This window comes from Mesorhizobium sp. YR577 (assembly GCF_900116595.1).
Taxonomy (GTDB): domain Bacteria; phylum Pseudomonadota; class Alphaproteobacteria; order Rhizobiales; family Rhizobiaceae; genus Mesorhizobium_M.
In genome coordinates this window covers 270525-296278 of the sequence record NZ_FPBI01000002.1, presented here as the reverse complement: position 1 = coordinate 296278, position 25754 = coordinate 270525, and the positions used below count along the sequence as shown (strand labels likewise).

The 25754-nt window shown below is 59.7% G+C and carries 23 protein-coding genes; 4 read left to right on the top strand and 19 right to left on the bottom strand.

All coding sequences use genetic code 11. The features are described 5' to 3' along the window. The first annotated feature begins 95 nt into the window (after window positions 1-95). The 3 genes from BM413_RS04295 to fhuB are packed head-to-tail and all read left to right on the top strand — an operon-like array spanning window position 96 to window position 5457. A complete protein-coding gene (locus BM413_RS04295; protein ID WP_244537752.1) occupies window positions 96-2570 on the top strand; it encodes a TonB-dependent siderophore receptor in 2475 nt (824 codons plus the stop codon). After that, window positions 2570-3463 carry an ABC transporter substrate-binding protein gene (locus tag BM413_RS04290; RefSeq protein ID WP_348272876.1) on the top strand — a complete coding sequence of 298 codons (894 nt, stop codon included), beginning with the start codon at window positions 2570-2572 and terminating at the stop codon, window positions 3461-3463. Before BM413_RS04295 ends, BM413_RS04290 begins: the two co-directional genes overlap by 1 nt. Next, complete coding sequence (gene fhuB, locus BM413_RS04285) at window positions 3463-5457, top strand: Fe(3+)-hydroxamate ABC transporter permease FhuB (RefSeq protein ID WP_091910779.1); 1995 nt, start codon at window positions 3463-3465, stop codon at window positions 5455-5457. Before BM413_RS04290 ends, fhuB begins: the two co-directional genes overlap by 1 nt. Window positions 5458-5466: 9 nt before the next feature. Here the strand turns inward: fhuB and urtE are convergent, their stop codons facing one another. The 17 genes from urtE to BM413_RS04200 all read right to left on the bottom strand — a co-directional run bounded on the left by urtE (window position 5467) and on the right by BM413_RS04200 (window position 21624). Next, complete coding sequence (urtE, locus tag BM413_RS04280) at window positions 5467-6162, bottom strand: urea ABC transporter ATP-binding subunit UrtE (protein ID WP_091910776.1); 696 nt, start codon at window positions 6160-6162, stop codon at window positions 5467-5469. A gap of 70 nt (window positions 6163-6232) precedes the next feature. Then, window positions 6233-6979: an urea ABC transporter ATP-binding protein UrtD gene (gene urtD, locus BM413_RS04275; RefSeq protein WP_091910775.1), complete on the bottom strand. Its 747-nt coding sequence runs from the start codon at window positions 6977-6979 to the stop codon at window positions 6233-6235. Window positions 6980-6985: 6 nt separating this feature from the next. After that, window positions 6986-8215: an urea ABC transporter permease subunit UrtC gene (urtC, locus tag BM413_RS04270; protein ID WP_091910773.1), complete on the bottom strand. Its 1230-nt coding sequence runs from the start codon at window positions 8213-8215 to the stop codon at window positions 6986-6988. Continuing rightward, window positions 8212-9828, bottom strand: a complete 1617-nt coding sequence (gene urtB / locus BM413_RS04265) for an urea ABC transporter permease subunit UrtB (RefSeq protein WP_091910771.1) — start codon at window positions 9826-9828, stop codon at window positions 8212-8214. Before urtB ends, urtC begins: the two co-directional genes overlap by 4 nt. Window positions 9829-10013: 185 nt before the next feature. After that, window positions 10014-11324: an urea ABC transporter substrate-binding protein gene (gene urtA, locus BM413_RS04260; protein WP_091910769.1), complete on the bottom strand. Its 1311-nt coding sequence runs from the start codon at window positions 11322-11324 to the stop codon at window positions 10014-10016. Window positions 11325-11594: 270 nt separating this feature from the next. Then, the gene (gene dhaK / locus BM413_RS04255) at window positions 11595-12581 is read right to left on the bottom strand and encodes a dihydroxyacetone kinase subunit DhaK (RefSeq protein ID WP_091910767.1); all 987 of its coding nucleotides are present in this window, start codon (window positions 12579-12581) and stop codon (window positions 11595-11597) included. Between the two features lie 37 nt (window positions 12582-12618). Continuing rightward, entirely contained in the window at window positions 12619-13050 is a 432-nt protein-coding gene (locus tag BM413_RS04250; RefSeq protein WP_175544235.1) for a hypothetical protein, read from the bottom strand. Between the two features lie 10 nt (window positions 13051-13060). Then, on the bottom strand, window positions 13061-14653 hold the full coding sequence (ptsP, locus tag BM413_RS04245) for a phosphoenolpyruvate--protein phosphotransferase (protein WP_091910766.1): 1593 nt from the start codon (window positions 14651-14653) through the stop codon (window positions 13061-13063). Continuing rightward, window positions 14637-14939 (bottom strand): HPr family phosphocarrier protein, encoded by a 303-nt coding sequence (locus BM413_RS04240; RefSeq protein ID WP_091910764.1) that lies wholly within the window; start codon window positions 14937-14939, stop codon window positions 14637-14639. Before BM413_RS04240 ends, ptsP begins: the two co-directional genes overlap by 17 nt. A 17-nt stretch (window positions 14940-14956) precedes the next feature. Next, on the bottom strand, window positions 14957-15346 hold the full coding sequence (gene dhaM / locus BM413_RS04235) for a dihydroxyacetone kinase phosphoryl donor subunit DhaM (RefSeq protein ID WP_091910762.1): 390 nt from the start codon (window positions 15344-15346) through the stop codon (window positions 14957-14959). Beyond that, a complete protein-coding gene (gene dhaL / locus BM413_RS04230) occupies window positions 15343-15945 on the bottom strand; it encodes a dihydroxyacetone kinase subunit DhaL (RefSeq protein WP_091911117.1) in 603 nt (200 codons plus the stop codon). The genes dhaM and dhaL overlap by 4 nt, the downstream gene beginning before the upstream one ends. An 11-nt stretch (window positions 15946-15956) precedes the next feature. Beyond that, the gene (locus BM413_RS04225) at window positions 15957-16976 is read right to left on the bottom strand and encodes an ABC transporter ATP-binding protein (protein ID WP_091910760.1); all 1020 of its coding nucleotides are present in this window, start codon (window positions 16974-16976) and stop codon (window positions 15957-15959) included. Next, entirely contained in the window at window positions 16969-18081 is a 1113-nt protein-coding gene (locus BM413_RS04220; protein WP_091910758.1) for an ABC transporter ATP-binding protein, read from the bottom strand. The genes BM413_RS04225 and BM413_RS04220 overlap by 8 nt, the downstream gene beginning before the upstream one ends. A gap of 4 nt (window positions 18082-18085) precedes the next feature. Further along, the gene (locus BM413_RS04215; RefSeq protein WP_091910756.1) at window positions 18086-18283 is read right to left on the bottom strand and encodes a hypothetical protein; all 198 of its coding nucleotides are present in this window, start codon (window positions 18281-18283) and stop codon (window positions 18086-18088) included. Then, window positions 18280-19230 (bottom strand): carbohydrate ABC transporter permease, encoded by a 951-nt coding sequence (locus tag BM413_RS04210; RefSeq protein ID WP_091910754.1) that lies wholly within the window; start codon window positions 19228-19230, stop codon window positions 18280-18282. Before BM413_RS04210 ends, BM413_RS04215 begins: the two co-directional genes overlap by 4 nt. Next, window positions 19227-20174: a carbohydrate ABC transporter permease gene (locus BM413_RS04205; protein ID WP_091910752.1), complete on the bottom strand. Its 948-nt coding sequence runs from the start codon at window positions 20172-20174 to the stop codon at window positions 19227-19229. The genes BM413_RS04210 and BM413_RS04205 overlap by 4 nt, the downstream gene beginning before the upstream one ends. Window positions 20175-20298: 124 nt before the next feature. Beyond that, a complete protein-coding gene (locus BM413_RS04200; RefSeq protein WP_091910749.1) occupies window positions 20299-21624 on the bottom strand; it encodes an ABC transporter substrate-binding protein in 1326 nt (441 codons plus the stop codon). Window positions 21625-22021: 397 nt separating this feature from the next. On the opposite strand from BM413_RS04200, the gene BM413_RS04195 reads away from it, so the two are divergent. Further along, on the top strand, window positions 22022-23179 hold the full coding sequence (locus BM413_RS04195) for a fumarylacetoacetate hydrolase family protein (RefSeq protein WP_091910747.1): 1158 nt from the start codon (window positions 22022-22024) through the stop codon (window positions 23177-23179). Window positions 23180-23319: 140 nt separating this feature from the next. Here the strand turns inward: BM413_RS04195 and BM413_RS04190 are convergent, their stop codons facing one another. Together BM413_RS04190 and BM413_RS04185 are read right to left on the bottom strand one after the other, a co-directional pair. Further along, on the bottom strand, window positions 23320-23805 hold the full coding sequence (locus BM413_RS04190; RefSeq protein WP_091910745.1) for a transposase: 486 nt from the start codon (window positions 23803-23805) through the stop codon (window positions 23320-23322). 290 nt (window positions 23806-24095) lie between these two features. Beyond that, window positions 24096-25631 (bottom strand): L-piperidine-6-carboxylate dehydrogenase, encoded by a 1536-nt coding sequence (locus BM413_RS04185; protein WP_091910744.1) that lies wholly within the window; start codon window positions 25629-25631, stop codon window positions 24096-24098. Between the last annotated feature and the right edge of the window lie 123 nt (window positions 25632-25754).

Genomic DNA, 25754 nt, shown 5'->3' with positions numbered 1-25754 from the left:
TGAGATTACCCGCGTTCGTTCGTCTCACTCCATAGGTGCCGGCGTTCGCATGTTGCGGACGCCTTTGGCTGGGGGTGTTCAAGGGGCGTAACGATATGCGGACTGGGTGTGGGCGCGGTGCGGGTAGAACGGGTATATTTGGCGGAACTCTTGTCATTCTGCTTGCATCGACCGTGTTGGGGTGCGGCGTTTACGCTCCGGCCGCTTTCGCGCAAGGCACGGCCTCTCAAAGTGGGGCGGTAAGCATCTCAATCCCCGCGCAGCCGCTGCCGGATGCGATTGCTGCCTTCATTCGCACGACGGGCTGGCAGGTGGGCTACTCCTCGCGCATCGCCGACGGCGTAAAGTCGAAGGCGGTAGCAGGGACGATGCCGCCGGCCCAGGCGCTGCAATCGCTGCTGGCAGGCACCGGCATATCGCTTCGCCTGACAGGACCGAACACTGCGACGCTGGTGGGTCAGGATATGATCCAGACCGGTGCCGTCGAGGACGGGGCGATCAAACTCGACACGGTCACGATCGAGAGTCGCATTGAAACCGCCTGGGGTCCGGTCAAGGGCTATGTCACCAGTCGTGGTGCGACCGCGACCAAGACCGATACGCCGCTACTCGAGACGCCGCAGTCGATATCGGTCATCACCAAGGATCAGATGGAGGCGCTGTCGGTCGACAGCCTCAACAGCGCGCTGCGCTACACGCCGGGCGCCAGCGGTGACCTCTACGGCACTGACAATCGCGGCCTGGGCTTGCAACTGCGCGGCATCTCGAACGCCAACGGCGTTTTCTACCGCGATGGCTTGCAGCTCAAGGAAAGCAATTTCACCCTCTTCACAGCGCTCGATTCCTACGGTGCCGAGCGCTACGAAATCATGCGCGGTCCAGCATCGGTTCTGTATGGACAGGCAGGCCCTGGCGGTATCATCAACTATGTAAGCAAGCGTCCGACCGAGGAGAAGATCAACGAGGTCGAGATCGGCGCCGGCAGCTTCGAACGCTTCGAGGGGAAGTTTGATTTCAGCGGTCCCTTGAACGAGGACAAGACGCTGCTCTACCGGGTCACTGGAGCCATGCACACCGGCGACACCCAGACGGATTTTGTCAAGGACGATCGCATCTTCATTGCGCCGGCTTTGACATGGCAGCCGGATGCCGAAACCAGCCTGACGGTCCTCGCCAACTACCAGCGCGACCGCTCGGGATGGGCGATGCAGTACCTTCCGGCATATGGCACGGTGTTTCCGGGAAAGGACGGGAAGAAGCTTCCGAACAGCATGTTCGTCGGCGAGCCCGGTTTCGATACCTACAACAATGATCAGGCGTCGATCGGCTACATCTTCGACCACCGCATTAACGACACCTGGCAGGTTCGTCAGAACGCCCGCTACGTTTATCTGAAGCATTACGAGGAAGGCGTATTCGGCGGTGGCCTGCTTGACGAAGATGGCTCGTATTATCGCTACGCGGATGCCGGCGGCACCAAGCTCAGTGGCTTTACCATCGACAATCAGGCGCAGGCAGATTTTGATACTGGACAGCTTGGCCACACATTGCTCGTCGGTCTCGACTACAAGCGTTACAATTATCGCGATTACGCCTCCGAAGCTGAGGTGTTGGGAGATGATTTCAACATCTTCGATCCGGTCTACGGTCACCCGATCGGCCCGTTGTCGATGTACACCGATACCGATACGACCCAATCGCAGGTCGGGCTCTACGCTCAGGACCAGATCAAGCTGGACAAATGGCGCCTGACGCTTGGTGGCCGGTACGACTGGGCGGATTCGAAAGTCTATGACAATCTGGCCAGCGACTATCTTCCGCGGCAAAAAGATAACGCCTTCACCGGCCGAGCTGGCTTCGGATATGTCGCCGACAATGGCCTTGCACCCTACATCAGCTATTCTGAGTCCTTCCAGCCGCTGGCCGGTGAAGATAGCGAAGGCAAGCTTTTCGTTCCGGAAACCGGTCAGCAATATGAGATCGGCCTGAAGTATCAGCCGGTCGGCTGGAATTCCTTCATGACAATTTCGGCTTTCAACCTCACCCGCCAGAATGTCGCGCGTTATGGCGGCGTAGGGCGGCCCGACGACGTATTCCAGACCGGCGAGATCCGTTCACGCGGCATCGAACTCGAAGGGGTAGCAAGTCTTGACGCGGGTTGGGACGTAAGGGCGGCTTATACCTATCTCGATACCAAAATCACCAGCCCGACCAGCGTCAACGAAGATGGCACCAGCGACGAAGGCAACACGCCCTTCGGTGTGCCTAGCCACAGCGCATCTCTATGGGCCAACTATTCCTTCACCAGCGGCAAGCTGGAAGGCTTGGGTCTGGGTGCGGGCGTCCGCTATGTCGGCTCCAGCTATGGCGACGATGCCAACACCTTCAAGGTTCCCGGTGCCACGCTTGTCGATGCGGCGGTGCGTTACGACTGGAATTCGGTCCGGCTCCAGCTGAACGCAAGCAACCTGTTCGACAAGAAATATGTCGCCTCCTGTTTCTCCGAAAGCTTTGGCTGCTTCTATGGCGAGGGCCGCAAGGTGACCGGCACGATGACCTATCGCTGGTGATGTCTGTCGCCACGAACCGAGCCTCAGCCGCGGATTGGCCAGGCCGACGCGCGGTTGTGGTTGGCATGGCTGCGGCGCTGGCTGGATTGCCCCTGCGTGCGCGAGCGGCGGCACGCCCGCTTCGCGTCATCTGCTTGGAATGGACATCGGCAGAAATGGTCCTTTCGCTTGGTGTCGCACCCATCGCCATTTGCGACACCAAGGGCTATCAGGACTGGGTTGCCGGTCCTGCCTTTCCGGCAGGCACCATCGACCTCGGCTCGCGCAGCGAGCCCAACATCGAATTGCTGATGGAGTTGCGGCCCGACCTTATCTGCGGCGCTTATGGCTACGGACTGGACGAAAGCACCTTCAAGCGTTTCGCGTGGACCTTCACCGTTCCCTTTTACACCGGCACGACGCCGCCTTTGCTTCATGCTCGACAGGAAACGTTTAGGCTGGGCAATACCCTTGGTTTGGCGACCGAAGCTCAACGTCTGGTCGAGCGTGTTGATGCAGTACTTGAAGAGGCGAAGACGAAACTGGCACGGCAGGCCCAAGGCCCGCTTTGCGTCGTCAGCATGTTCGACGATCGCCATGTGCGCGTGTATGGCGCGGGCAGCCTGATTCAGGATGTACTTGACCAGCTCGGCATAGAGAATGCCTGGCAAGGCAGGACGAACAGCTGGGGTTTTTCGACAGTCGGCATCGAAGAACTTGTGGCCATCGGCGATGCGCGGCTGATCTCCCTTGACCCGATCCCGCCGCATATCAAGATCCGGATCGACCAGAGTTCGCTCTGGGCCAATCTGCCTTGTGTGCGCAATGGCAGAGTGACGACCATCCCGCCGGTGTGGCCTTTTGGCGGCCTTGCAGCGGCTGCGCGTTTCGCCGAGTTTCTGGCGAGCACGTAATGCAGTCTCCAGCCAGGGCCTTGACCAGTTCGCGCCATGGTCATCGAAACCTTTTTCTGCTGGTTGCGGTTCCTGCATCTACCGCATTGGTACTGACACTTTATAACCTATCACAGCTACTGCCGCCGGATATGTGGTGGCGGGCGCTTGTCACCACCGACGTGACCGATTCCCGTCAACTGCTCTATCGTTATGCTTTCATGCCGCGTGCGGTTGTGAGCGCGCTGGCCGGTGCGGCACTCGGCCTTGGCGGAACGATCATGCAGCACGTTCTTAGGAACCCGCTGGCCGAGCCGACGACGATAGGCACGAACGCCGGCGCAAGTCTCGCTCTGGCCGCTGCGACGCTCTACGCGCCGTGGTTGTTGGAATCCGGGCGGGAGGCCGTGGCGCTCGCCGGCGGTGCAGTTGCGACCCTGATTGTTTTTGCTCTCGCCCGAGGGCGCAACTTCTCGCCGGTCTCGATCATTGTCGCCGGCCTTGTCGTCAGCCTCACCTGCGGTTCCGCCAGCGCCCTTTTGATGGCGCTCAATCGCGAATACACTGAAGAGCTGTTCATCTGGCAAAGCGGGTCGCTCGTCCAGAATGGCGATGCGGCGATTGCTTCATTGGTGCCTTGGCTGGTCCTTGCAGCAATTGCTTCCGCTTTCCTGCTGCGACCCCTGCGCCTGCTCGATCTCAACGACGATGGCGCAGCGGCGCTAGGTGCCAGGCCAGCAATGACGCGGCTTGCAGGAATGGGTGTTGCCGTCGGTATCAGCACGATGGTCGTTGCTGCAGTCGGTGTCGTCGGTTTCGTTGCACTGGCAGCTCCCGCATTGGCACGTTCGACTGGTGCCCGCACCCTTGCCCAACGCATGATCTGGACGCCGCTGATAGGCGCAGCCTTGCTGTGGCTTACAGATCGGCTGGTGCAGATTCTTCCTTTCGCTATGGAAGTGCCGGCCGGTACGGCAACCGTTCTTGTCATGGCTCCATTGCTACTATTGTTGCTTCCGCGCATGAGATCGTCACCAAGCGTCGGCGAGGACACTGCAAGAGTGCCCGCAAAGCCGGCCGGCCCATCGGTGATTGCAGTTGGTGCAATGCTTCTCATTTTCGCGGTGATAGCAGCCATCGGTCTTGGACGAGGTGCTGGCGGTTGGCAATGGGCCGATACTGTTGAGCTGCTTGCCTTGCGCGTTCCTCGCGTCGTGGTGGCGCTGTCGGCCGGCGTCATGCTCGCGGTTGCCGGCACGCTTATGCAGCGCATGACCGGCAATCCGATGGCAGCGCCCGAAGTGCTCGGCATTTCGGGCGGCGCCTCGTTTGGGGTGTTGATGCTTTTCCTGTTCAGCAGCGGCTTCGATCGTGCGGCGACGACAGGCGCGGCCTTCGTCGGCGCGCTGTTGGCACTCCTCCTTGTCGTGCTGGTCGGCAGCCGCAATGCGATGTCACCGGAACGTCTTCTTCTGGCGGGCGTCACCGTGGCGACCATGGCTTCGGCCTTTGCCGCATTGTTTCTTGCCAGCGGCGACCCGCGAATGGATTTCCTGCTTGCGTGGCTATCCGGCTCGACCTACCGCGCGACATCTGCGGACGCGGTAACAGCCGCGATCGCTGCCGCACTTGTCCTGGCTGCTTCGCCGCTGACCGTACGCTGGTTGGAAATCCTGCCGCTGGGAGAAACCAGTGTGCGGGCATTGGGAATAGGTTTGGGCAGAACCCGAGCGATCCTACTTGTCCTGACCGCGATCCCTACGGCGGTTGCGACCCTGGTCATCGGTCCACTCAGCTTCGTCGGACTTATGGCGCCGCATCTTGCGCGCGTTCTGGGTTTCCGACGGGCCGTGCCTCAGCTTTTCGCTGCGGCGATTCTGGGTGGGCTGATCCTTGTTGCCGCGGACTGGGCCGGACGAATGTTGATCTTCCCGTGGCAGGTTCCCGCCGGGCTTCTCGCAGCCTTTATCGGCGGGCCTTATTTCATGCTCCTGAAGTGGAAGAGCCGACGTTAGACAGCGTAGTTACACAGTGAGATACTTCCGCACTTCGGGTTTATCGAGGTCCTGCGCCGGGCCGGTGTGAACAATGCGCCCGCGGTCCATGATGTTGACCTCATCGGCAAGTTCCCGGCAGAAGTCGAGATACTGCTCGACCAGAAGGATGGCAATGCCGGCCTGGTCGCGCAGATAGCGAATGGCGCGGCCGATATCCTTGATGATGGACGGCTGGATACCTTCTGTCGGCTCGTCCAGCACGAGCAGTTTCGGCCGCATAACGAGCGCGCGGCCGATGGCGAGCTGCTGCTGCTGGCCACCGGAGAGGTCGCCGCCGCGCCGCCCGAGCATCTGCTTCAGCACCGGAAACAACTCGAACACATGTCCGGGGATTTCCCATTCCGCGCGCTTGAGCGGTGCAAAACCGGATTCGAGATTTTCCTGAACCGTCAGCAGCGGGAAAATTTCGCGTCCCTGTGGCACGAAGGCGATGCCGGCGCGGGCGCGATCGTAAGCTGCACGCCCATCGAGAGCCACACCCTCGAACCCGATCGCGCCGCTGGTCAATTTGTGGTGGCCGACGATGGCGCGCATCAGGCTGGTCTTGCCGACGCCGTTGCGGCCGAGCACACAGGTGATCTTGCCCGCGCCCGCCGCCATCGACACGCCCCGCAAGGCTTCCGCCGCGCCATAGTGAAGGACGGCATCTTTGACGGTCAGCATTATTTCCTCACCTTCCAACGTCGCCAGAATGTCAGGTCGAAACGGCTAAACGGAACGCGCCAATACATGATCATCTCCCCAAATAGACTTCGACCACGCGCTCATCGGCGCTGACGAAGTCGAGCGAGCCTTCCGACAGCACGGAGCCTTCGTGCAGGCAGGTTACCTTGACGCCGAGTTCACGGACGAAATGCATGTCGTGCTCGACCACCACCACGGAGCGGGTCTTGGCGATTTCCTTGAGCAGGCGCGCGGTCTCTTCGGTTTCGGCGTCGGTCATGCCCGCGACGGGCTCGTCGACCAGTAGAAGTTTGGGGTCCTGCGCTAGCAGCATGCCGATCTCGAGCCATTGCTTCTGGCCGTGCGAAAGATTGGCTGCAAGGTCATGGCGCTTCGCCTCGAGCCTGATTGTCGCGAGGATTTCATCGATACGCCTTGTCTCCTCAAGCGAGCGTCGATGAAACAATGCCGGGAAAATCGAGCGCGGCCCTTTTAGCGAAAGCACCAGATTGTCCTCGACCGAATGGCTTTCGAAGACGGTCGGCTTCTGGAACTTTCGGCCGATGCCCATCATGGCGATCTCGGCTTCATCATGGCGGGTCAGATCGATCTCGCCATCGAAAAAAACCTCGCCACTGTCGGGTCGCGTCTTGCCCGTGACGATGTCCATCATGGTCGTCTTGCCGGCGCCGTTGGGACCGATGATGGCGCGCATCTCGCCTTTGTCGAGCACCAGCGAGAGATTGTTGATGGCGCGGAAGCCGTCGAAGGAGACCGAGACGCCGTCGAGATAGAGGATGGTGTTGCTCTTCGACATCGCCCGCTACTCCGCCGGTTGTGGTTCCGCGCCGTCGAGCGGCGCCGGGCTGGATTTGGCGGTCGGTTTCGGCTTGACCGGCATCGCGACCTCGACGATCGGTGGAATGCCTTGTTCCGGCGTGGCGGCAGCGCGGCGCTCGCGGCGGGAGTTGCGCCACTGGTCCCACATGCCGACGATGCCCTTCGGCAGGAACAGCGTGACGGCAACGAACAGGCCGCCGAGCGCAAATAGCCAGAATTCAGGGAATGCGCCGGTGAACCAGCTTTTTCCGCCATTGACCAACAGTGCGCCGATGATCGGACCGACAAGTGTGCCTCGGCCGCCGACGGCCGTCCAGACGACGACTTCGATTGAGTTCGCCGGGTCGAATTCGCCGGGATTGATGATGCCGACCTGAGGCACATAAAGCGCACCGGCGACACCAGCCATCACGGCGGAAACAGTGAAGGCGAAGAGTTTTACATTCTCAGCTCTCCAGCCGAGAAAGCGCGTGCGGCTTTCGGCATCGCGCACCGCCATCAGCAGCTTGCCGTATTTCGAGCCAATTATGCGCCATGTGATGAAGACGCCGAGCGCAAGGGCGATGGCGCTTGCAGCAAACAGCGCCGAACGCGTCGTGTTGGCCTGGACGTTGAAGCCGAGAATATCCTTGAAATCGGTCAGGCCGTTGTTGCCGCCGAAGCCCATGTCATTGCGGAAGAAGGCGAGCAGCAGCGCATAGGTCATCGCCTGGGTGATGATCGAGAGATAGACGCCGGTGACGCGCGAGCGGAAGGCGAACCACCCGAAGATGAAAGCGAGCAGGCCGGGAACCAGCATCACCATCAACGCGGCGAACCAGAAATGGTCGAAGCCATGCCAGAACCAGGGCAGTTCCTTCCAGTTCAGGAAGACCATGAAGTCGGGCAGCAGCGGATTGCCGTAGACGCCGCGCTCACCGATCTGGCGCATCAGATACATGCCCATCGCATAGCCGCCGAGCGCGAAGAATGCACCATGGCCGAGCGAGAGAATGCCGCAATAGCCCCAGACCAGATCGAGCGCCAGCGCCAGCAGCGCATAGCAGAGATATTTGCCGACCAGCGCCACGATGTAGGACGGAATATGGAAGGCGCTGGCAGATGGCACTGCTATGTTGAGGATCGGCACGATGACCGCCACCACGAGCAGGATCGCGATGGTGATGACGATGCGACGGTCCGCGCCGGCTGCGAAGAAGCGCCCGGTCATCATGCTTCCACCGCCCGGCCCTTGAGCGCGAACAGGCCGCGCGGGCGCTTCTGGATAAACAGGATGATAAGGACGAGCACAAGGATCTTGCCCAGCACGGCCCCCGCATAGGGTTCGAGGAATTTGTTGAGGATGCCGAGCGACATGGCGCCAACCAGCGTGCCCCACAGATTGCCGACACCACCGAAGACTACTACCATGAAACTGTCGATGATGTAGCCTTGGCCGAGGTTGGGCGAGACGTTGTCGATCTGGCTGAGCGCCACTCCGGCAATACCGGCAATGCCCGAGCCCAGCGCGAAGGTGAGCGCATCGACCCATGGCGTGCGAATGCCCATCGAGGCGGCCATGCGCCTATTGGCCGTCACCGCGCGCATCTGCAGTCCCCAGGACGTGCGCTTCATGACATAGAGCAGTACGGCAAAGACGCAGAGCGCGAAGACGAGGATCCATAGCCGGTTCCAAGTGATCGCAAGCTGACCGAGATCGAACGCGCCGGACATCCAGGACGGATTGCCAACTTCGCGATTTGTCGGGCCGAACATGGTGCGCACAGCCTGTTGCAGGATCAGCGATACGCCCCAGGTGGCGAGCAGCGTCTCCAATGGACGGCCGTAGAGAAAGCGGATAATGCCGCGTTCGATCGCGAGACCAACGCCACCGGCAACGAGGAAGGCAAGCGGCAGCGCGATCGCCAGCGACCAGTCGAACAGGCCGGGCGCGTGGCTGCGGATGACTTCCTGCACGACGAAGGTCGTGTAGGCGCCGAGCATGACCATCTCGCCATGGGCCATGTTGATGACGCCCATGACGCCGAAGGTGATGGCGAGGCCGATTGCCGCCAGCAGCAGCACCGAGCCGAGCGATACGCCGTACCAGACATTCTGGCCCGCCTGCCAGAGAGCGAGCGTGGAATTGATGTGTTCTACCGCTGCACCCGCGGCGTCCTTCAGCGCACCTTGGGCGTTGGCCTGAAAGCCGGTGAGCAGGGACAGCGTATCGCGGTCGCCACGTTTGCCGAGTAGTTCTATGGCTGCAAGCTTTTCGGCCTCAGGCAAATCCGAAACCAGCACGGCGGAAGCGCGCGCATCCTGCATTCGCGCCTTCACAGCTGCTGCGGTTTCCTTGGTGATTGCAGCGTCCAATGCCGGAATTGCATCCGCATCGGGGTTCTTGAACATGGTGGTTGCGGCAGCCAGGCGCACTTTTGGGTCATCGGAGCCTAGGGTCAGCGTCCCCAACACATCGCGGATGGTGCCACGCAGGCCGTTGTTGACCCTGATCTTGGTGATTTCGGCCTTTTGCGCCTCAGCGGCAGGCTCGCCGCTCAGCGGCTCGAAAAGACTGGCGCTTGCGCCACTCTCCTTGCCGATGAAGACGCCATTGTCGGATTTGCGGACATAGAGATTTCCTTCGGAAAGTGCGTTGAGCACCTTTTCCACCGCCGGGTCGCCTGTAGTGCCCAGTTCGCGCACCACGGCTTCAATGGCCGGGAAGCCCTTGGCGGTGGCGAATTTGGTGATGATCTGACGAAGTGCTGCGTCATCGGCTGAAGATGCAACCGCAAACATCAGCGTCAGCAGGAATGTCAGGCCAAGAGCGCGCAGAATTCTCATCGGTAAGCAGTCATCCAGAGGAACCAATAGAGAGATCGTCGACCTCTCTAAGTTTCTGTTTTGCGCAATTCCGGGCGGAAAACCGCTATACACTTTTCCTGGAATTGCTTCGAACCGAACTCCGGGCGGGCGGAGAGAAAACCCGCCCGGAGTATGCGCGACCGTGGGTCGCGCCCCCAAGAGTGTCAGTTTGTGCCCTTGCCGCCGCATTTGCCGGTGGCAACGTTGAAGTTGCCGCACGACATCGGCTTGCGCCAATCGGAGATCAGGTCCTTGGAGTCCGGCAGGTAGTCGGACCACTCGTCGCCGACCACGAGGCCGGAGGTCTGCCACACGGTCTCCATCTGGCCGTCGGCCTGGATTTCACCGATCAGTACCGGCTTGGTGATGTGATGGTTCGGCATCATCGTGGAGAAACCGCCGGAGAGGTTCGGCACGGATACACCGACGATGGCATCGATCACGGCGTCGGGATCGGTGGTGCCGGCCTTTTCGACTGCCTTGACCCACATGTTGAAGCCGATGACATGGGCTTCCATCGGATCGTTGGTCACCCGCTTCGGGTTCTTGGTGTATTCTTTCCACTTGGCGATGAAGTCGGCGTTCTCGGGCGTGTCGACGGACTGGAAGTAGTTCCACGCAGTCAGGTGGCCGACGAGCGGCGCGGTGTCGAGGCCGGCAAGTTCCTCTTCGCCGACCGAGAAGGCGACGACCGGGATGTCTTCGGCCTTGATGCCCTGGTTGCCAAGTTCCTTGTAGAAGGGAACATTGGCGTCACCGTTGATGGTGGAAACGACGGCGGTCTTTTTGCCGGCCGAGCCGAATTTCTTGATGTCGGAGACGATCGTCTGCCAGTCGGAATGGCCGAACGGCGTGTAGTTGATCATGATGTCCTCGGACGCGACGCCCTTTGCCTGGAGATAGGCTTCGAGTATCTTGTTGGTCGTGCGCGGATACACGTAGTCGGTGCCAGCAAGCACCCAGCGCTTCACCGAGCCGCCTTCTTCGCTCATCAGGTAGTCGACGGCGGGAATGGCCTGCTGGTTCGGGGCAGCACCGGTGTAGAACACGTTGCGCTGGCTTTCCTCGCCCTCATACTGGACCGGATAGAAGAGCAAATTGTTGAGTTCCTCGAACACCGGCAGCACGGATTTGCGCGACACGGAGGTCCAGCAGCCGAACACCGCTGCCACCTTGTCCTTTTCGATCAGCTCGCGCGCCTTTTCAGCGAATAGCGGCCAGTCGGAAGCCGGGTCCACGACCACTGCCTCGAGCTTCTTGCCAAGAAGGCCCCCCTTCTTGTTCTGCTCGTCTATGAGGAAGAGCATGGTGTCTTTAAGCGTGGTTTCCGAAATCGCCATCGTGCCCGACAGTGAATGAAGAACGCCGACTTTGATGGTTTCTTCCTGCGCGCGCGCTGGCAAGGACGAGATCAGGCTCGCGGCAATTGCACCCGCCGCAACTATTTTACCAATGACTGAAAAACTTCCCCTCATATGACACTCCCAACTGGTTGTTGCACCGCAATAACAGAAGCAACCACCGTGCCAGTCAGGAAGAGATGGTCTGGGTTTCGTTTGAGAGAAGTCTTTTCAATTACTTATCCGACTTTGCCGGTCTGGCTTCCGGTGGTGAATGATGCGGGCGCGTGAGGGGTTGCGGGTTTTATGCGCACTGCAGCAATCATTGATTATAAAATAGGCAATCTTGCCCAATGCATATATTTCCATCATATGTTAGGAATCTTTACCGGCTCTGGCTGCCAGTCACATCCCCCATCGAAGTGCCGCTGTATGAACGGGCGCGTCCCAATACCCGACCAACTCGTCATCGAGCCTGCTCAGCGTTATCGAACATCCGGCCATGTCGAGCGACGTCACATAAGAACCGACGAGCGAGCGCACTACCGAAACGCCACGCTTCTCGAAGATTTTTCGGGCGCTGTTGTACATCAAATAGAGTTCCATCAGCGGTGTGCCCCCGAAGCCGTTGAGAAAGAGAAGGGCAGGGCCTCTTGCCGCGTCGCCTAGATCAGTGACAATCGTCGAACATATCTCCTCGGCGATTTCGTCAGCGCTTCTCAGCCGTTCGCGGCGGCGGCCGGGCTCGCCATGGATGCCGACACCAAACTCCATCTCGTTGTCGCCGATGTCGAAGGTCGGTTTGCCAGCCGCCGGAACGGTGCAACTGGTCAGCGCCACGCCCATGGAGCGTGTTGCAGCATTGACGCGATCGCCCAGCGCCTTGAGGTCCTTCAAGCCCATGCCCTGCTCGGCAGCCGCACCGACAATCTTTTCGACAACCAGCGTTCCGGCGACACCGCGGCGCCCGGTGGTGTAGGACGAGTTTTCGACCGCCACGTCATCGTTGGTGACAACCTGCACGACGCCTTCCGACATTTCCGCAGCCATGTCGAAATTCATCATATCGCCTTCATAGTTCTTGACGATGAAGATACAGCCAGCGCCGGTGTTGACGTCGGCGGCAGCAGCCATCATCTGGTCGGGCGTCGGCGAAGTGAAGATCTGGCCGGGGCAGGCCGCATCCAGCATGCCACGGCCGACCAGCCCGCCATGCAGTGGTTCGTGGCCCGAACCGCCGCCGGAAATGAGCCCTACCTTGCCGGGTTTCAAGATCTTGCGGCGGACGAATTTATGCTCGTCACCTAGCGCCAGTATGTCGGAATGGGCCGCGACAAAGCCGTCAAGGCTCTCGGTCAGCACGGTGTCTATCGAATTGAGAAACTTCTTCACGGCCGTCCTCCCGAGTTGGCCGGGCAAGCAAGAAAGGTCAGGTTCCGCCTTTGCCCGTGATGCTGGTGATGCGCTGGATGAATTCGTTTATGGCGCGGTCGAGCGCAGCGTTCTGCTTGTGGTCGCCGAGATCGGGAACCGTCAGCGAGATATGCCGCGTTTTCTTCATGCCCGCAGCCGGTGAAATCTTGCCCGGATGTGCCTTGCGATAGGCTTCCAGGAACTGTTCACGCTCGGCGGGGCTGAAGTGGCAGACCGAAACGATCGCCGTCAGGTGCTTTAACGGGATCGGGGTCGAATAGGCCGGGCTCGATATCTGCGTTACGAAGCTGCGGTGCTTGCCGAGGGCGTCGGCGAGGCGCTGGCGCATTCCGGAAGGCCGCTGATCGATGACATTCGACAGGATCGTCTTGTAGGCGCGGATCGCTTCTTCCGATCCGGTATCATTCAGTTTTTTCATATCGGCCATATGTCGGTACCTACACCGAAACTTCTGTAATGGCTGCCTTGGCCATCGCGAGTTGTGCTGGAACGACAGAAAGGTCGCGCAAGCCGGCGCCCAGCAGGGCAGGAATCGTTGCCGGGTCGCCACCGGCGTCGCCGCAGAGGCTGACGGGAATGCCGTTTGCCGCGCCGTATGCCGCTACTTGCGAAATCAATCGCAACACTGCCGGGTGGCGGACGGCATTGAGGGCGGCCACCGCGCCATTGTCACGGGCGGCCGCCATTACATATTGCGTCAAGTCGTTGGAACCGATCGAAAAGAAGGCAACGTTTGCAAAACCTTCGGGCGTAATCGCTACGGATGGCACTTCGACCATGATGCCGAGCAGCGGCAGCTTGTGCGGAACGCCGCTCGCCTCCAGCTTTGCACGTTCTTCAGCGAACAGCGCATAAGCGCGCTCATATTCTTCCGGCACAGCGATCATCGGGAACATGACCTTGAGATTGCCGTGAACACCGGCGCGCAGCAGCGCCCTGATCTGGACACGAAAAATTTCCGGGCGGGCCAGCGACAGGCGAATGCCGCGCAGGCCAAGAAACGGATTGCTCTCCTCGACCGTGAAGCCGGGAACCGGCTTGTCGCCGCCTGCATCGACGGTGCGGATTGTCACGGGCTTTTCCCCCGCCCATTCAAGTACATGGGCGTAGGCCCGGTACTGGGTTTCCTCATCCGGCAGGCCAGAGGCGCGGCCGAACAGGAACTCTGTCCGCATCAGGCCGACCCCGTCGCAGTTGGCTATATCGATAGCATCGACATCGGATGGGTCGGCGATGTTGATCTGAACGCGCACCGGCGTACCGAGCTTCGTGACCGCCGGCTGGGCGAGATAGGATCGAGCCTTGTCTTGCCGCACGGCGAAGGATGAAGAGAATTTCCGAAATTCCTCGATCTCGAGCTTCGAAGGTGCGAGCACGATGCTGCCATGCTCGGCATCGAGGAGGGCAAGGCCGGCGATTGCGACATCGCTGGAACCTAGACCCACCACCATGGGAATGCCGCGAGCGCGGGCAAGCATGGCGACATGGCTGGCCGTGCTGCCGCGCATGAGCGCGATGCCGCCGCCTTTGCTCCAATCGGTTTCGAGAAAGTGTGTAGGCGCGATATCGTCGCCGTAAAGGATCGCACCGGTGGGGGCGGTGGAACCGCTTTCAGCAGAAAGCACTCGCAATACCCGGTCGCGAATGTCGCTTATGTCTGCGGCACGCGCCCGAAAATAATCCTGATCGGAATTTTCGTAACCGGAAATCTCTGCGTTCAATGCCTGCTTCCATGCTTCGTCGGCAGCCAAGCCTTGCGCAATGGTGGCATAGGCAGGTCCTGTCAGGGCATCGTCTTCAAGCATGGCGATCTGGAATTCCAGAATCTCCATGGCATCGCCTTCACTCGTTTCGATCAGGGCAGCCAGCCGCTCGACGGCGGAGCCAACTGCGGTCTCCAGCGCTGCTCTTTCCAGATTGGGCAAGCCGCTTGGAGAATAGCCTGAGCCGACCTGTTCCAGGCTGTGGAGAGGTCCTTCGGCGTAACCGGCCGACGCGGATATGCCCTTTAATCTAAGCGGAGCGGGCATGGTCCGCGCCTTCGTCAAAATCCCGCCGCACCAGATCCACCAAAGCGCCCAGGGCTTCTTTCGCTTCGTCTCCTGTTGCCCTGAGATGCAGCATCGTGCCTTTCGGCGCCTTCGCGGCCATGACCTTGACGATGCTCTTGGCGTCGAACCACGGACCGCTCGCGGCAAGCGCGATTTCCACCTGCGCGGAAAAGCTCTTGGCAAGCTTGGTAAACTTGACCGAGGGACGGGCGTGAAGCCCCACCTCATGGGTTATCAAAACGGTGGCCTCGGCAGTTGCAGACATTCTCAATTCCTGTTCGTTCACGCCGGCGACAGCTCATGCGCCGTCGCCACGACTTCTCGGAGCGATGCGCCACCCGAAGCCTCGGTTGCCGCCATCACCGCGCCCTCAACGATCGGTGCATTGCAGATAACGATCTTGGCCGCGCGCGGTTCGCCGATCATTTCAACGGCCATCTCGCTGTTGGTTTCGGCGCCGCCGAGATCAACGAGGATCGCCACGCCTGCCTCGGACCAGGCAGTGTCGATTGCGCCTATGATCGCTTCGACATTGGTGCCGAGACCGCCATGGCCGTTTCCGCCGCACCATGCAAGAGGCACCTCATTGCCGACCATCTGGCGCACCATGTCGGCGGTGCCTTCCGCTACCAGTGGCGAATGCGAAACGATGACGATCCCGACATTGCTCATGCGTCTTCTCCAACGGTCTCCACGACGGCGCGAACCAGCAACGCGACCGAGCGCGCGCCGGGGTCCATATGGCCGATCGAGCGGTCTCCCAGGAACGAGGCGCGGCCGCGACTGGCTTTCATTGGAACGGTTTTTTCGGCAGCCGCCTCGGCCGCAATGGCGATCTCGACGCCGGATGCGCCGGCAGCCATTGCTGCCTGAACCGGATAGAGCACGTCGAGCATGGACTTCTGGCCCAATTGAGATTTACCGCGTGCGGCGACCGCTTCTATCGCCTTACCAAAGGCAGTTGTGAATCCGGCGCGATCCGGCTCGTCTGGAAGCTCCTTGCCGAGTGCCATGAACAGAGTGCCGAACAGCGGGCCGGACGCACCACCCACCGTCATCACCAGTTTGGTGCCGATTGCCTTCAGCGCCTCGGGCAATGGCTTTGCAGCGATTTGATCTGCATCCGCTCGCACGGCCTCGAATCCGCGCTTCATGTTGAGGCCATGATCGCCATCGCCGATCGCCTGATCGAGCACCGTGAGTTCTTCCGCATGCGCTGCCACCGTGTCGGCAACAGCCGTTATAAGCGCTTTCAGGTCAATTTGCGTCATCGTCTCCGCGCTCATCGGTTTGCGATCCTGTTGCCTGCCGCGTCGAAGAAAAGCGGCGCACGATAGCGGATCATGATCTTGTCGCCCTTCGCCAGATCCGTGTCGGGATCGGTCAGCGTCACCAGCTTTTTGGCTCCGACCGTCACGTGCAGATGGTTCTGGTCGCCCAGATGCTCGACCCAGTCGACAGTGCCGTCGGCATGCCCGTTCACCGCTTTCTCGATGGTGAGATGCTCGGTGCGTGCGCCGATCGTTTTCGTTCCCGTTGGCGCGTCTGCGTCCGGCAGAAGCCCGGTAGGCAAAAGGTTGATGGCAGGCTGACCAAGCCGCGCTGCGACATGCAGGTTTGCCGGTTCGGTGTAGATCGTTTTCGGCGTACCGATCTGCACCAGGACGCCGTCTGTCAGGATGCCGATGCGGTCGGCCATGGTCATCGCCTCGATCTGATCGTGCGTAACATAGAGCATCGTTGCGCCGAGCTCGGCCTGGATGCGCTTCAGTTCCAGACGCAGATCGGCGCGCAGTTTGGCGTCGAGAGACGACAGCGGCTCGTCCATCAGATAGATCGCCGGCTTGCGCACTAGCGCCCGCCCGATGGCGACACGCTGCATCTCGCCGCCGGATAGTTTTGTTGCGCGGTTGGAGAGCTTGTGGTCGATGCGCACCATCTTTGCGACATCCTCGACGCGGCGGCGCACGGCCTCCTCGCTAAACCGCCGCGCCGGTGAGCGTAGCGGAAAGGCTAGATTGTCGAAGACCGACAGATGCGGGTAGAGCGAATATTGCTGGAAGACGAAGGCGGTGTCGCGCGCTGCCGGTTCCAGGTCGGTGGCGTCGCGACCGCCGATGTGAATCCGTCCGGCCTCCGGTTTCTCCAGTCCTGCGATCAGCCTAAGCGTCGTGGTCTTGCCCGCACCGGTCGGGCCGAGCAGGACGACGAATTCGCCATCCGCAATGTGCAGGTCGAGATTGCTGACGGCTGCCCGCTCGCCAAACGACTTGGTTACGCCGTTGATGCGCACCTCAGCCATGATGCACTCTCCCCTCGGAGGCCAGGTCATGGATCGAGGTGCGGACTGCGCGTCCAGACTTCTTGTCGAACAGCGACAGCCTTGCGCTGTTGAACGAAAGACCGACATGGTCGCCGGGATTGAGCCTGATCTCGGCCGGCACTCGCGCCTTGATGATACCGTCCGCCGTCTCCACCGCCGCGATCTGCGTTGTGCCGAGATATTCCGTGCCGTAGATGGCGCCGCGCAGGCCGGACTTGTCGTCGAAGCGGATATGCTCCGGCCTGATGCCCAGCGCCATATCGCTCGGCGCAATATCCTCGCGAACCTCCGGCACGGCAACTTTTGCGCCCTGCACGGTGATTTCCTTGGCGCCTCTGGCAAGCCCGCCGCCAAAGCCCAGAAAGTTCATCGGCGGCGAGCCTATGAAGTCGGCAACGAACATGGTTGCCGGGCGATCGTAGATTTCGCGCGGCGTGCCGAACTGCTCGATGACGCCATGGTTCATGACCGCGATCTTGTCGGCCATCGACATGGCCTCCATCTGGTCATGGGTGACATAGACGGTGGTTGCGTGGATGCGGTTGTGAAGTTCGCGCAGCTCATGGACCATGAGGTCGCGGAACTCGGTGTCGAGCGTTCCCAGCGGCTCGTCCATGAGGAAGCATTTCGGTCGGCGCACGATAGCACGGCCAAGCGCAACACGCTGGCGGTCGCCGCCAGCAAGGCCGGATACGGATTTGTTGAGCAGATGGTCTATGCGCAGCAGCTTTGCCGTCTCCTCCACGCGCTGCCAAATTTCGGAAGCAGGCATTCCCTGGGCAAGCAGGGGGAAGCCGATGTTCTTGCGCACATTCATATGCGGGTAGAGTGCGAAGAGCTGAAATACGAAGGCTATGTCGCGTTCGCGGGCGCGCCGCATGGTCACGTTCTCGCCACCGAGCAGGATTTGTCCGCTGGTGGGCAATTCGAGGCCGGCGATCATGCGCAGCGTCGTCGTCTTGCCGCAGCCGGACGGTCCGAGCATGACAAAGAACTCGCCATCCTCAACCACGAAATTCGAGTCCTCGACCGCGGTGAACGCGCCGAATTCCTTCCTCAGATTCTCAACCCGGATTTCCGCCATGGCCCTACTCCGGAAACTTAGAGACGACGATGAACATGACGGTTCCGAAGAGCATCGTGATGAAGGACAAGGTGTAGAGCGACAGCGCGAAAGGCTGGAACAGCATCAGGAAACCGAGACCGATGATGATCGTAGCGATGTTTTCCAACAGGCCGCGCCGCAACCATATGGGCCATCGAGATTTGCGTTGGACCGTGCTCATTTGCGCACCGCGCCGAATGTGATACCGCGCAGAAGCTGCTTTCTGAGCAGGATCGTAAAGACGAGTATCGGAACCAGGAAGATTGTCGTTCCGGCGGCGACTGCCGGCCAGTCCTGTCCACCTTCGCCGATGATGGTTGGGATGAAGGGCGGTGCAGTCTGTGCGGTGCCAGAGGTTAGCAGTGCTGCGAAAGCATATTCGTTCCACGCGAAGATCAGGCAGAATATCGCAGTGGCGGCAATGCCGGTGGTGGCTTGCGGCAACACGGTTTTCCAGAACGCCTGAAGCCGCGTATAGCCGTCGATCATCGCCGCCTCCTCGTATTCGCGCGGGATTTCGTCGATGAAGCCCTTCAGCAGCCAGACGGCGAGTGATACGTTGACCGCTGTGTAGAGGAGGATCATGCCGAGTGCAGTGTCGGAGAGGCCAAGCTCGCGGTACATCAGGTAGATGGGGATAGCGACGGCGATCGGGGGCATCATTCGAGTCGACAGGATGAAGAACAGCAGGTCGTCGGCCAGCGGCACCTTGAAGCGCGAAAAGCCGTAGGCTGCGAGCGTACCTAAAAACACCGCGCAGAAAGTGGAGCCGAAGGCGATAACCAGCGAATTGACAAAGCGCGGCAGGAAGTTGGACGGACCGGCGATGACCATGTTGCGCTTGCGGGTGGTTTCGTCGCAGAAGGTCGTCGCCGGTCCCAGGGAGTTAATGTAGTCTGGCGTCTGCCGTGTCCGCGTCGTGAAGAGGTTGCAATAACCCTCAACGCTTGGCTGGAAGAGGATTTTCGGCGGATATGCGATGGAATCCGGCGGCGTCTTGAAGCTGGTGGCAAATATCCACAGAAGCGGCACCATTGAGATTAGCGCATAGACGATGACGATCGTACCGGCGACGCGTTTCGACGTGGTGGTAGGCGCGACGACTGAATGGGCGGTGGTAAGGCTCATCGCTGCTTCACCTTGTTGAGCGCCTTGACGTAGATGTTAGCCAGCCCGAACACCGCGACGAAAAGGATGATGGAGAAGGCTGAGGAATAGCCCGTCCGCCAGCTTTCGAAGGCCTGTCGCTTCAGCGTGATTGAGGCGACTTCGGTGGTCGAGCCCGGCCCGCCGCCAGTGAGCAGATTGACCATGTCGAACATCTTGAAATTTTCGATGCCGCGAAACAGCACTGCCAGCATGATGAAGGGCAGGGCCATCGGCAGTGTGATCGACCAGAACTGGCGCCAGTTCGAGGCACGGTCGACCTCGGCGGCCTCATAGATATATTCGGGAATGGAGCGCAGTCCGGCCAGGCAGATCAGCATCACGTAGGGCGTCCACATCCAGGTATCGACGATGATGATCGACCATGGCGCCAGCGAAACGTTGGAAAGCATTTCGATCTGCGTCGGCGGGATGCCGGTGACGAACGAGACAGCATAGGCAAACAGCCCGATCTGCGGCTGATAGAGAAAGCGCCAGAAATTGCCGACCACTGCCGGCGACAGCATCATCGGAACCAGGATGATCGTCGTCCAGAAGGCATGGCCGCGAAACTTGCGGTCGATGAGATAGGCGAGCGAAAAGCCGATCAAGGTCTGCAGCACGATGGTCCAGAAGACGAAATGCGCGGTCGTCTGCATGGCGATCCAGATGTCAGGGTCGTTGAGGATACGCTGATAGTTGGAAAGGCCGACATTCTTGACAAGTTCGTTGGGGCGATTGGCGCGGTAGTTGGTAAATGAGAGCTGGATCGCCCAGATCAGCGGGAAGATATTGATGGCGAGCAACAGCAGTATCGTCGGCGAAATGAACAGCCAGGCGAGGCCCTTGTCGCTGATGCCGCGCACCTTGCGGGCCAACGGCTCAGGCGTCGCCTTGGCGGCGCTGTCGACGGTCCGGTTGATCATGGTGAGTCCGGTTTCGGTCACTTGGTCGACTCTGTGATGGATTTTACCTGAACCATGTCCCGTGCCAAGCATGGCACGGGACGGTTGTAGCGGCCGTCAAATCACGACCAAGTCCCGGGAGGGATCACATCTTACCGTCGTCCTGGAACACTTCGGTCCAGTCTTTGACGAGGCCGTCGAGGGCATCCTTGGCGGTACCGTTGCCGGCGACGACGTAATCGTGGAAACGCTTCTGGGATGCCTGAAGCAGGGACGCGTAGCTTGGCTCGGCCCAGAAATCCTTCACGATGGCCATGGAGTCGAGGAACGTCTGCGCGTAGGGCTGGCTGGCCGGGAAGCCCGGGTCTTCAACGACCGCCTTGAGGCATGAATAGCCGCCCAGCGACCACCATTTTGCCTGAACGTCCTTGTTGGCGAACCATTTGATGTATTTGAGGGCCGCGTCCTGGTGCTCCGAATAGGAAACGACCGAGATGCCTTGCCCGCCAAGCTGGGCGAACTGCGCCGTCTCCTTGGGGTTGACGAAGAAGCCGATCTTGTCACCGCCGACGGCTTCGTCCTTGTAGAGGCCGGGCCAGGTGAAGGCGAAGTTCATATGCATCGCAACCTGACCGGATTTGAAGGCGTCGACGCCCTCGCCCATGTAGCTGTTGGACGAACCGGGCGGGGTGCAGCAGTCGTAAAGCGCCTTATAGAATTCGAGCCCCTTCACTACGCCTTCGGAATTGACGAAGCCTTCCATCTCGTAGGGCTTGTCCGGGTTCTCGTATTTGAAGCCGAAGCTGTAGAGCACGTCCATCACGCCCATCGTGACGCCTTCGGAACCACGCTCGGTGTAGATCGAGGCACCATAGACCGTCTTTCCGTCGATCTCACGCTTCTGGAAGAACTCGGCAATCTGCTTCAACTGGTCGAAGGTGGTCGGCGGCGCCAGATCCCAGCCATATTTCTCCTTGAATTCCTTCTGCAGTTCCGGCTTCTCGAACCAGTCCTTACGGTAGGTCCAGCCGACGACGTCGCCCATTGCCGGCAGCGCCCAATAGTTCGGTGAGTTCTTCGGCCATTCCGAATAGCCGACGACTGTTGCCGGCACGAAGTCGTCCATGCTGATCTTCTCCTTGTCGAAGAAGTCGTTCAGCTTGACGTAGTGGCCGTTTTCAGCGGCGCCGCCGATCCATTGGCTATCGCCGATGATCAGGTCGCAAAGTTTGCCTTTCGAATTCAACTCATTCAGAAAGCGGTCGGCATAGTTCGTCCATGGCACGAACTCGAATTTCATGCCGATGCCGCTTTCCTTGGTAAAGTCCTTGGACAGTTCCACAAGCGCATTGGCCGGGTCCCAGGCGGCCCAGCAAAGCGTCAGATCTTCTGCCTGCGCGACGTTGGAAATGGCGGTCGAGGCGAACAGCGCCGAGGCCAGTCCAAGCGTCATCTTCGATAACGGTTTCATGCCTTCCTCCCATATGCGGGACGCGCCCGGATGGCGCTCCCAAGAACCCTCAAACCCCTCCTCCGGGGCCCAAACATCGGCTGCTCTTCGGGCAGATCACATGTTTAGTAATTTGTTTAGTGATACAGATATTACTAAACAATGCAAACAGAATCGTTGCTGCGTTGCAACATGGAAAGCCGCCTGCAATAGGTGTTCAGGTCTGTCATCGAAGTCTCGGCGATCATTGTCTTGCGGTGGCTGCGTGATAATTACTAAACATTCTCAGCTACATGACTGGTTGAATTCGTTGACGTTTTGTCAGCCGGCTGATCAGGCTGGAAAACCCGCTTGCGCCGGTGCACGAGATCGCTCAAACAGTTCCTTCCGCGCGACGCCGCAAAGGGATGGAAAAACAATGACGAATTCTATGCACCTGCCAGGCAAGGGCGTTTTTCTTGGCCGTGCAAGCGTGCCGGGCATCGCATATCCGCTGATGGTCACAGTGCGCGATGGAAGTGTCGTGAACATAACCGCAAGCACAACGCCGACGTCGCGCGACATTTGCGAGATGGACAACCCGGCTGCCTATGTCCGTTCGGCAGAGGGCAGGGCGATCGGCAGTCTTGATCAGATCGCCGCAAACAGCTTTGAAGCGACACGCGACCCCCGCAAGCCCTTCCTGCTATCTCCGGTCGACCTTCAGGCTGTGAAGGCCTCGGGGGTCACCTTCGTCGTCAGTCTGCTGGAACGCGTCATCGAGGAACAGGCGCGCGGCGCACCGGAAAAGGCCGACGCCATTCGTGCGGACATCGCATCGCTGATCGGCGATGATCTTTCGAAGCTGAAGCCGGGGTCACCCGAGGCGATGGCCTGCAAGCAGAAACTGATAGAGCGCGGGGTATGGTCGCAATATCTGGAAGTCGGCATCGGACCGGACGCCGAGATCTTCAGCAAATGCCAGCCCATGGCCTCGGTCGGCTTCGGTGCGGATGTCGGCCTCCACCCGATATCGACCTGGAACAATCCGGAGCCGGAGATAGCAGTTATAGCCTCAAGCAAGGGCCACATCGTTGGCGCGACACTCGGCAACGATGTCAATTTGCGCGATGTCGAGGGCCGTTCGGCGCTGCTGCTCGGCAAGGCTAAGGACAACAATGCTTCGGCTGCACTCGGGCCATTCATAAGGCTGTTCGAGGAGGATTTTACACTCGCTGCCGTGAAGCGCGCGAAGGTGAACCTTACGGTCGAAGGCGAGGATGGCTTCTCATTGGAAGGTTCTAGTTCCATGGCCGAGATCAGCCGTTCACCGGAGGAATTGGTCGCTGCCGCGATGGGCCCGCATCACCAATACCCCGATGGCATGGCATTGTATCTCGGCACCATGTTCGTGCCGTCAAAGGATCGTGGTGAGAAGGGCAAGGGTTTCACCCATCGTGCAGGGGACATCGTGACGATCTCGACCGACGAGATCGGCACACTGACAAATCGCGTCAGGCTTTCGACTGAGTGCGCGCCTTGGACCTATGGCGCAAGCCATCTCATGCGGGATCTGGCCAAGGCCAACCTCATCTAGAGCCACCTTTCATCAGAGGTGGCTGGATAGATGCGGCCTGCGATGTCGTATTGCTCATGTGAAATGCCAGGGCCGCGCGATGCTCGGCCCTGGCATGAAAAGGCTACGACTTGTGACCTAGACCAAGTCGCGACTTGGGATCAGGAGATGCCAAGCTTTTTCTTGAGGTCTGCGTTTTCCTTTCGAAGCCTTTCTGCCAGAAGCTTCTTCAGTCGTGCATTCTCGGTCTCGAGCTTCACGAGATCCTTAAGTTCGCCCGACTGCGATTCCTTCGCTGCCGGTTTCTTCCACTGATAGTAAGTCTGCTCGGAGATGCCGGCTTTCTTCGTGGCGCCTCGTACGCTTTCGCCTGCCTTGATGAAATTCTGAATCTCGCCAAGCTTTTGGCCTCGTTCCTTTTCGGAGTATCTCTTTCGGGTCGATCCAGAGATTACCGGTGCGGCGACTGTCGCCGCTGCAGAAGCTGACGCCTTGGCTGGCTTCGCAGCCTTTGCCCGCACGATCTTCGGTGCGCGCGTCTTCGGCTTGGCGGCCTTCGGAGATTTTTCCGCAGTCTTTGGCTTCTCCTGCCCAACAGAGGCGGCTTCTCCAGCCTCTTTGACAACTGCTTCCTTGACGTCCGGCATTTTATTTTCTCCTTGATACTTTAGTGCCCGTTCTAATGCTCGACTTTAAGAAGATGCGCATTTGAGTCAATCGGATAACATAAGCCTCTGAAGTTTAAGTAAACAGCGTTTCCATCAGCTGGGCACGTTTCGATGAAGAATATTCAGCGGTTCCCTTCATCCTGAATCGCAATCGCCGTTGACTAAGGTGGCTCAACAATGCAGCTGCAGCCCTATCAGTCGAACATCAATTTTGGCTTTGATTGAGCGACAGTTGCTACAGACACCTTCGTCGATTGTTGCCGCGTCGCTTACTCGATGTCGAATGAAACGCCCTGTGCGAGGGGAAGCGCCTTGGAGTAATTGATGGTGTTGGTTGCGCGTCGCATATAAGCGCGCCATGCATCCGAGCCGGATTCACGGCCGCCGCCTGTTTCTTTCTCGCCGCCGAAAGCGCCACCAATCTCCGCACCCGAAGTGCCGATATTGACGTTGGCAATGCCACAATCAGAGCCTTCTGCTGACAGGAAGAGTTCGGACTCCTGCATATCGAGCGTGAAGATAGAGGATGAAAGTCCTGCGCCTACCGCGTTGTGATCTTTGAGGGCCGCCGAGAAATCGCTGTACTTCATGACATAAAGGATCGGAGCGAAGGTCTCCTCAAGAACCGGGCCTGTCTGTTCAGGCATCTCGACCAGAGCAGGCTTCACGTAGTAGGCACTTTCCTTGCCAGCGTCGGTGATGCGCTCGCCGCCCGTGACGACGCCACCTTTCTTCTTGGCGGCGGCGAGCGCCTTTTCCATGCCGTCGAAAGCCGCCTTGTCGATCAGCGGGCCGACAAGAGCGGTGGTCTCAAGGGGGTTGCCGACAGAAACGCTCTGATACGCCTTCTTGAGGCGGGAGACGAGTTGATCGTAGACGCTTTCATGGACAAACAGGCGGCGCAGCGTCGTACAGCGCTGACCGGCCGTACCCATCGCGCCAAAGGCAATCGCGCGCAGTGCCATGTCGAGATCGGCCGAAGGGCAGACGATGCCGGCATTGTTGCCGCCGAGTTCCAGGATTGCGCGGGCGAAACGCTTGGCCAGCCGCGGGCCGACATCTTTGCCCATGCGTGTCGATCCGGTTGCCGAGACGAGCGGTACCTTCGGGTGATCTACCAGCACCTCGCCAATTGCGCGGTCGCCTATGAGAACCTGACTGAGATTATCCGGGGCCTCACCGAAGCGGGCGATAGCACGCTCAAGGATTGCCTGGCAGGCAAGAGCGGTGAGTGGCGTTTTTTCGGAAGGCTTCCAGACAACGGAGTTGCCGCAGACGAGGGCGAGAGCCGCATTCCAGGACCAGACAGCAACGGGGAAGTTGAAGGCCGATATAATACCCACAACACCGAGCGGATGCCAGGTTTCCATCATCCGGTGGCCAGGACGCTCGGTTGCAATGGTGAGACCATAGAGCTGACGCGATAGACCGACGGCGAAATCACAAATGTCGATCATTTCCTGAACCTCGCCCAAACCCTCGGACGTTATCTTGCCGGCCTCGATCGATACCAGCCGCCCGAGATTGGTCTTGTGCGCGCGCAGTTCCTCGCCCAGCAGGCGGACCAGTTCGCCACGACGAGGCGCCGGTACCACACGCCATTCCTTGAAGGCTTCATGAGCGGCATCGATGACTGCAGTCGCCTTGCCCGGTGTGATGGAGATGAGTTTTGCGATTTCTTCACCGCTGACGGGGGAATAGGAGGGCATGTCGCCGTCGCTCCAGGCCGCGCGCGCAACACCGAGCTTTTCAAGAAGCGCGGCGGTTTCTTTTTTCACGTCGACGGTCGTCTTCGCGTTATCCATCTCACTATTCCCTTTGTTCAATCATTGTCAGCAGCGATGCGATACTTTGCAATCGCCGCAATTCTTCAGCGTCATTCAGCTACAATAGCGGTCGACAATTTCCTTGGCCATGGCAAGGTCAGG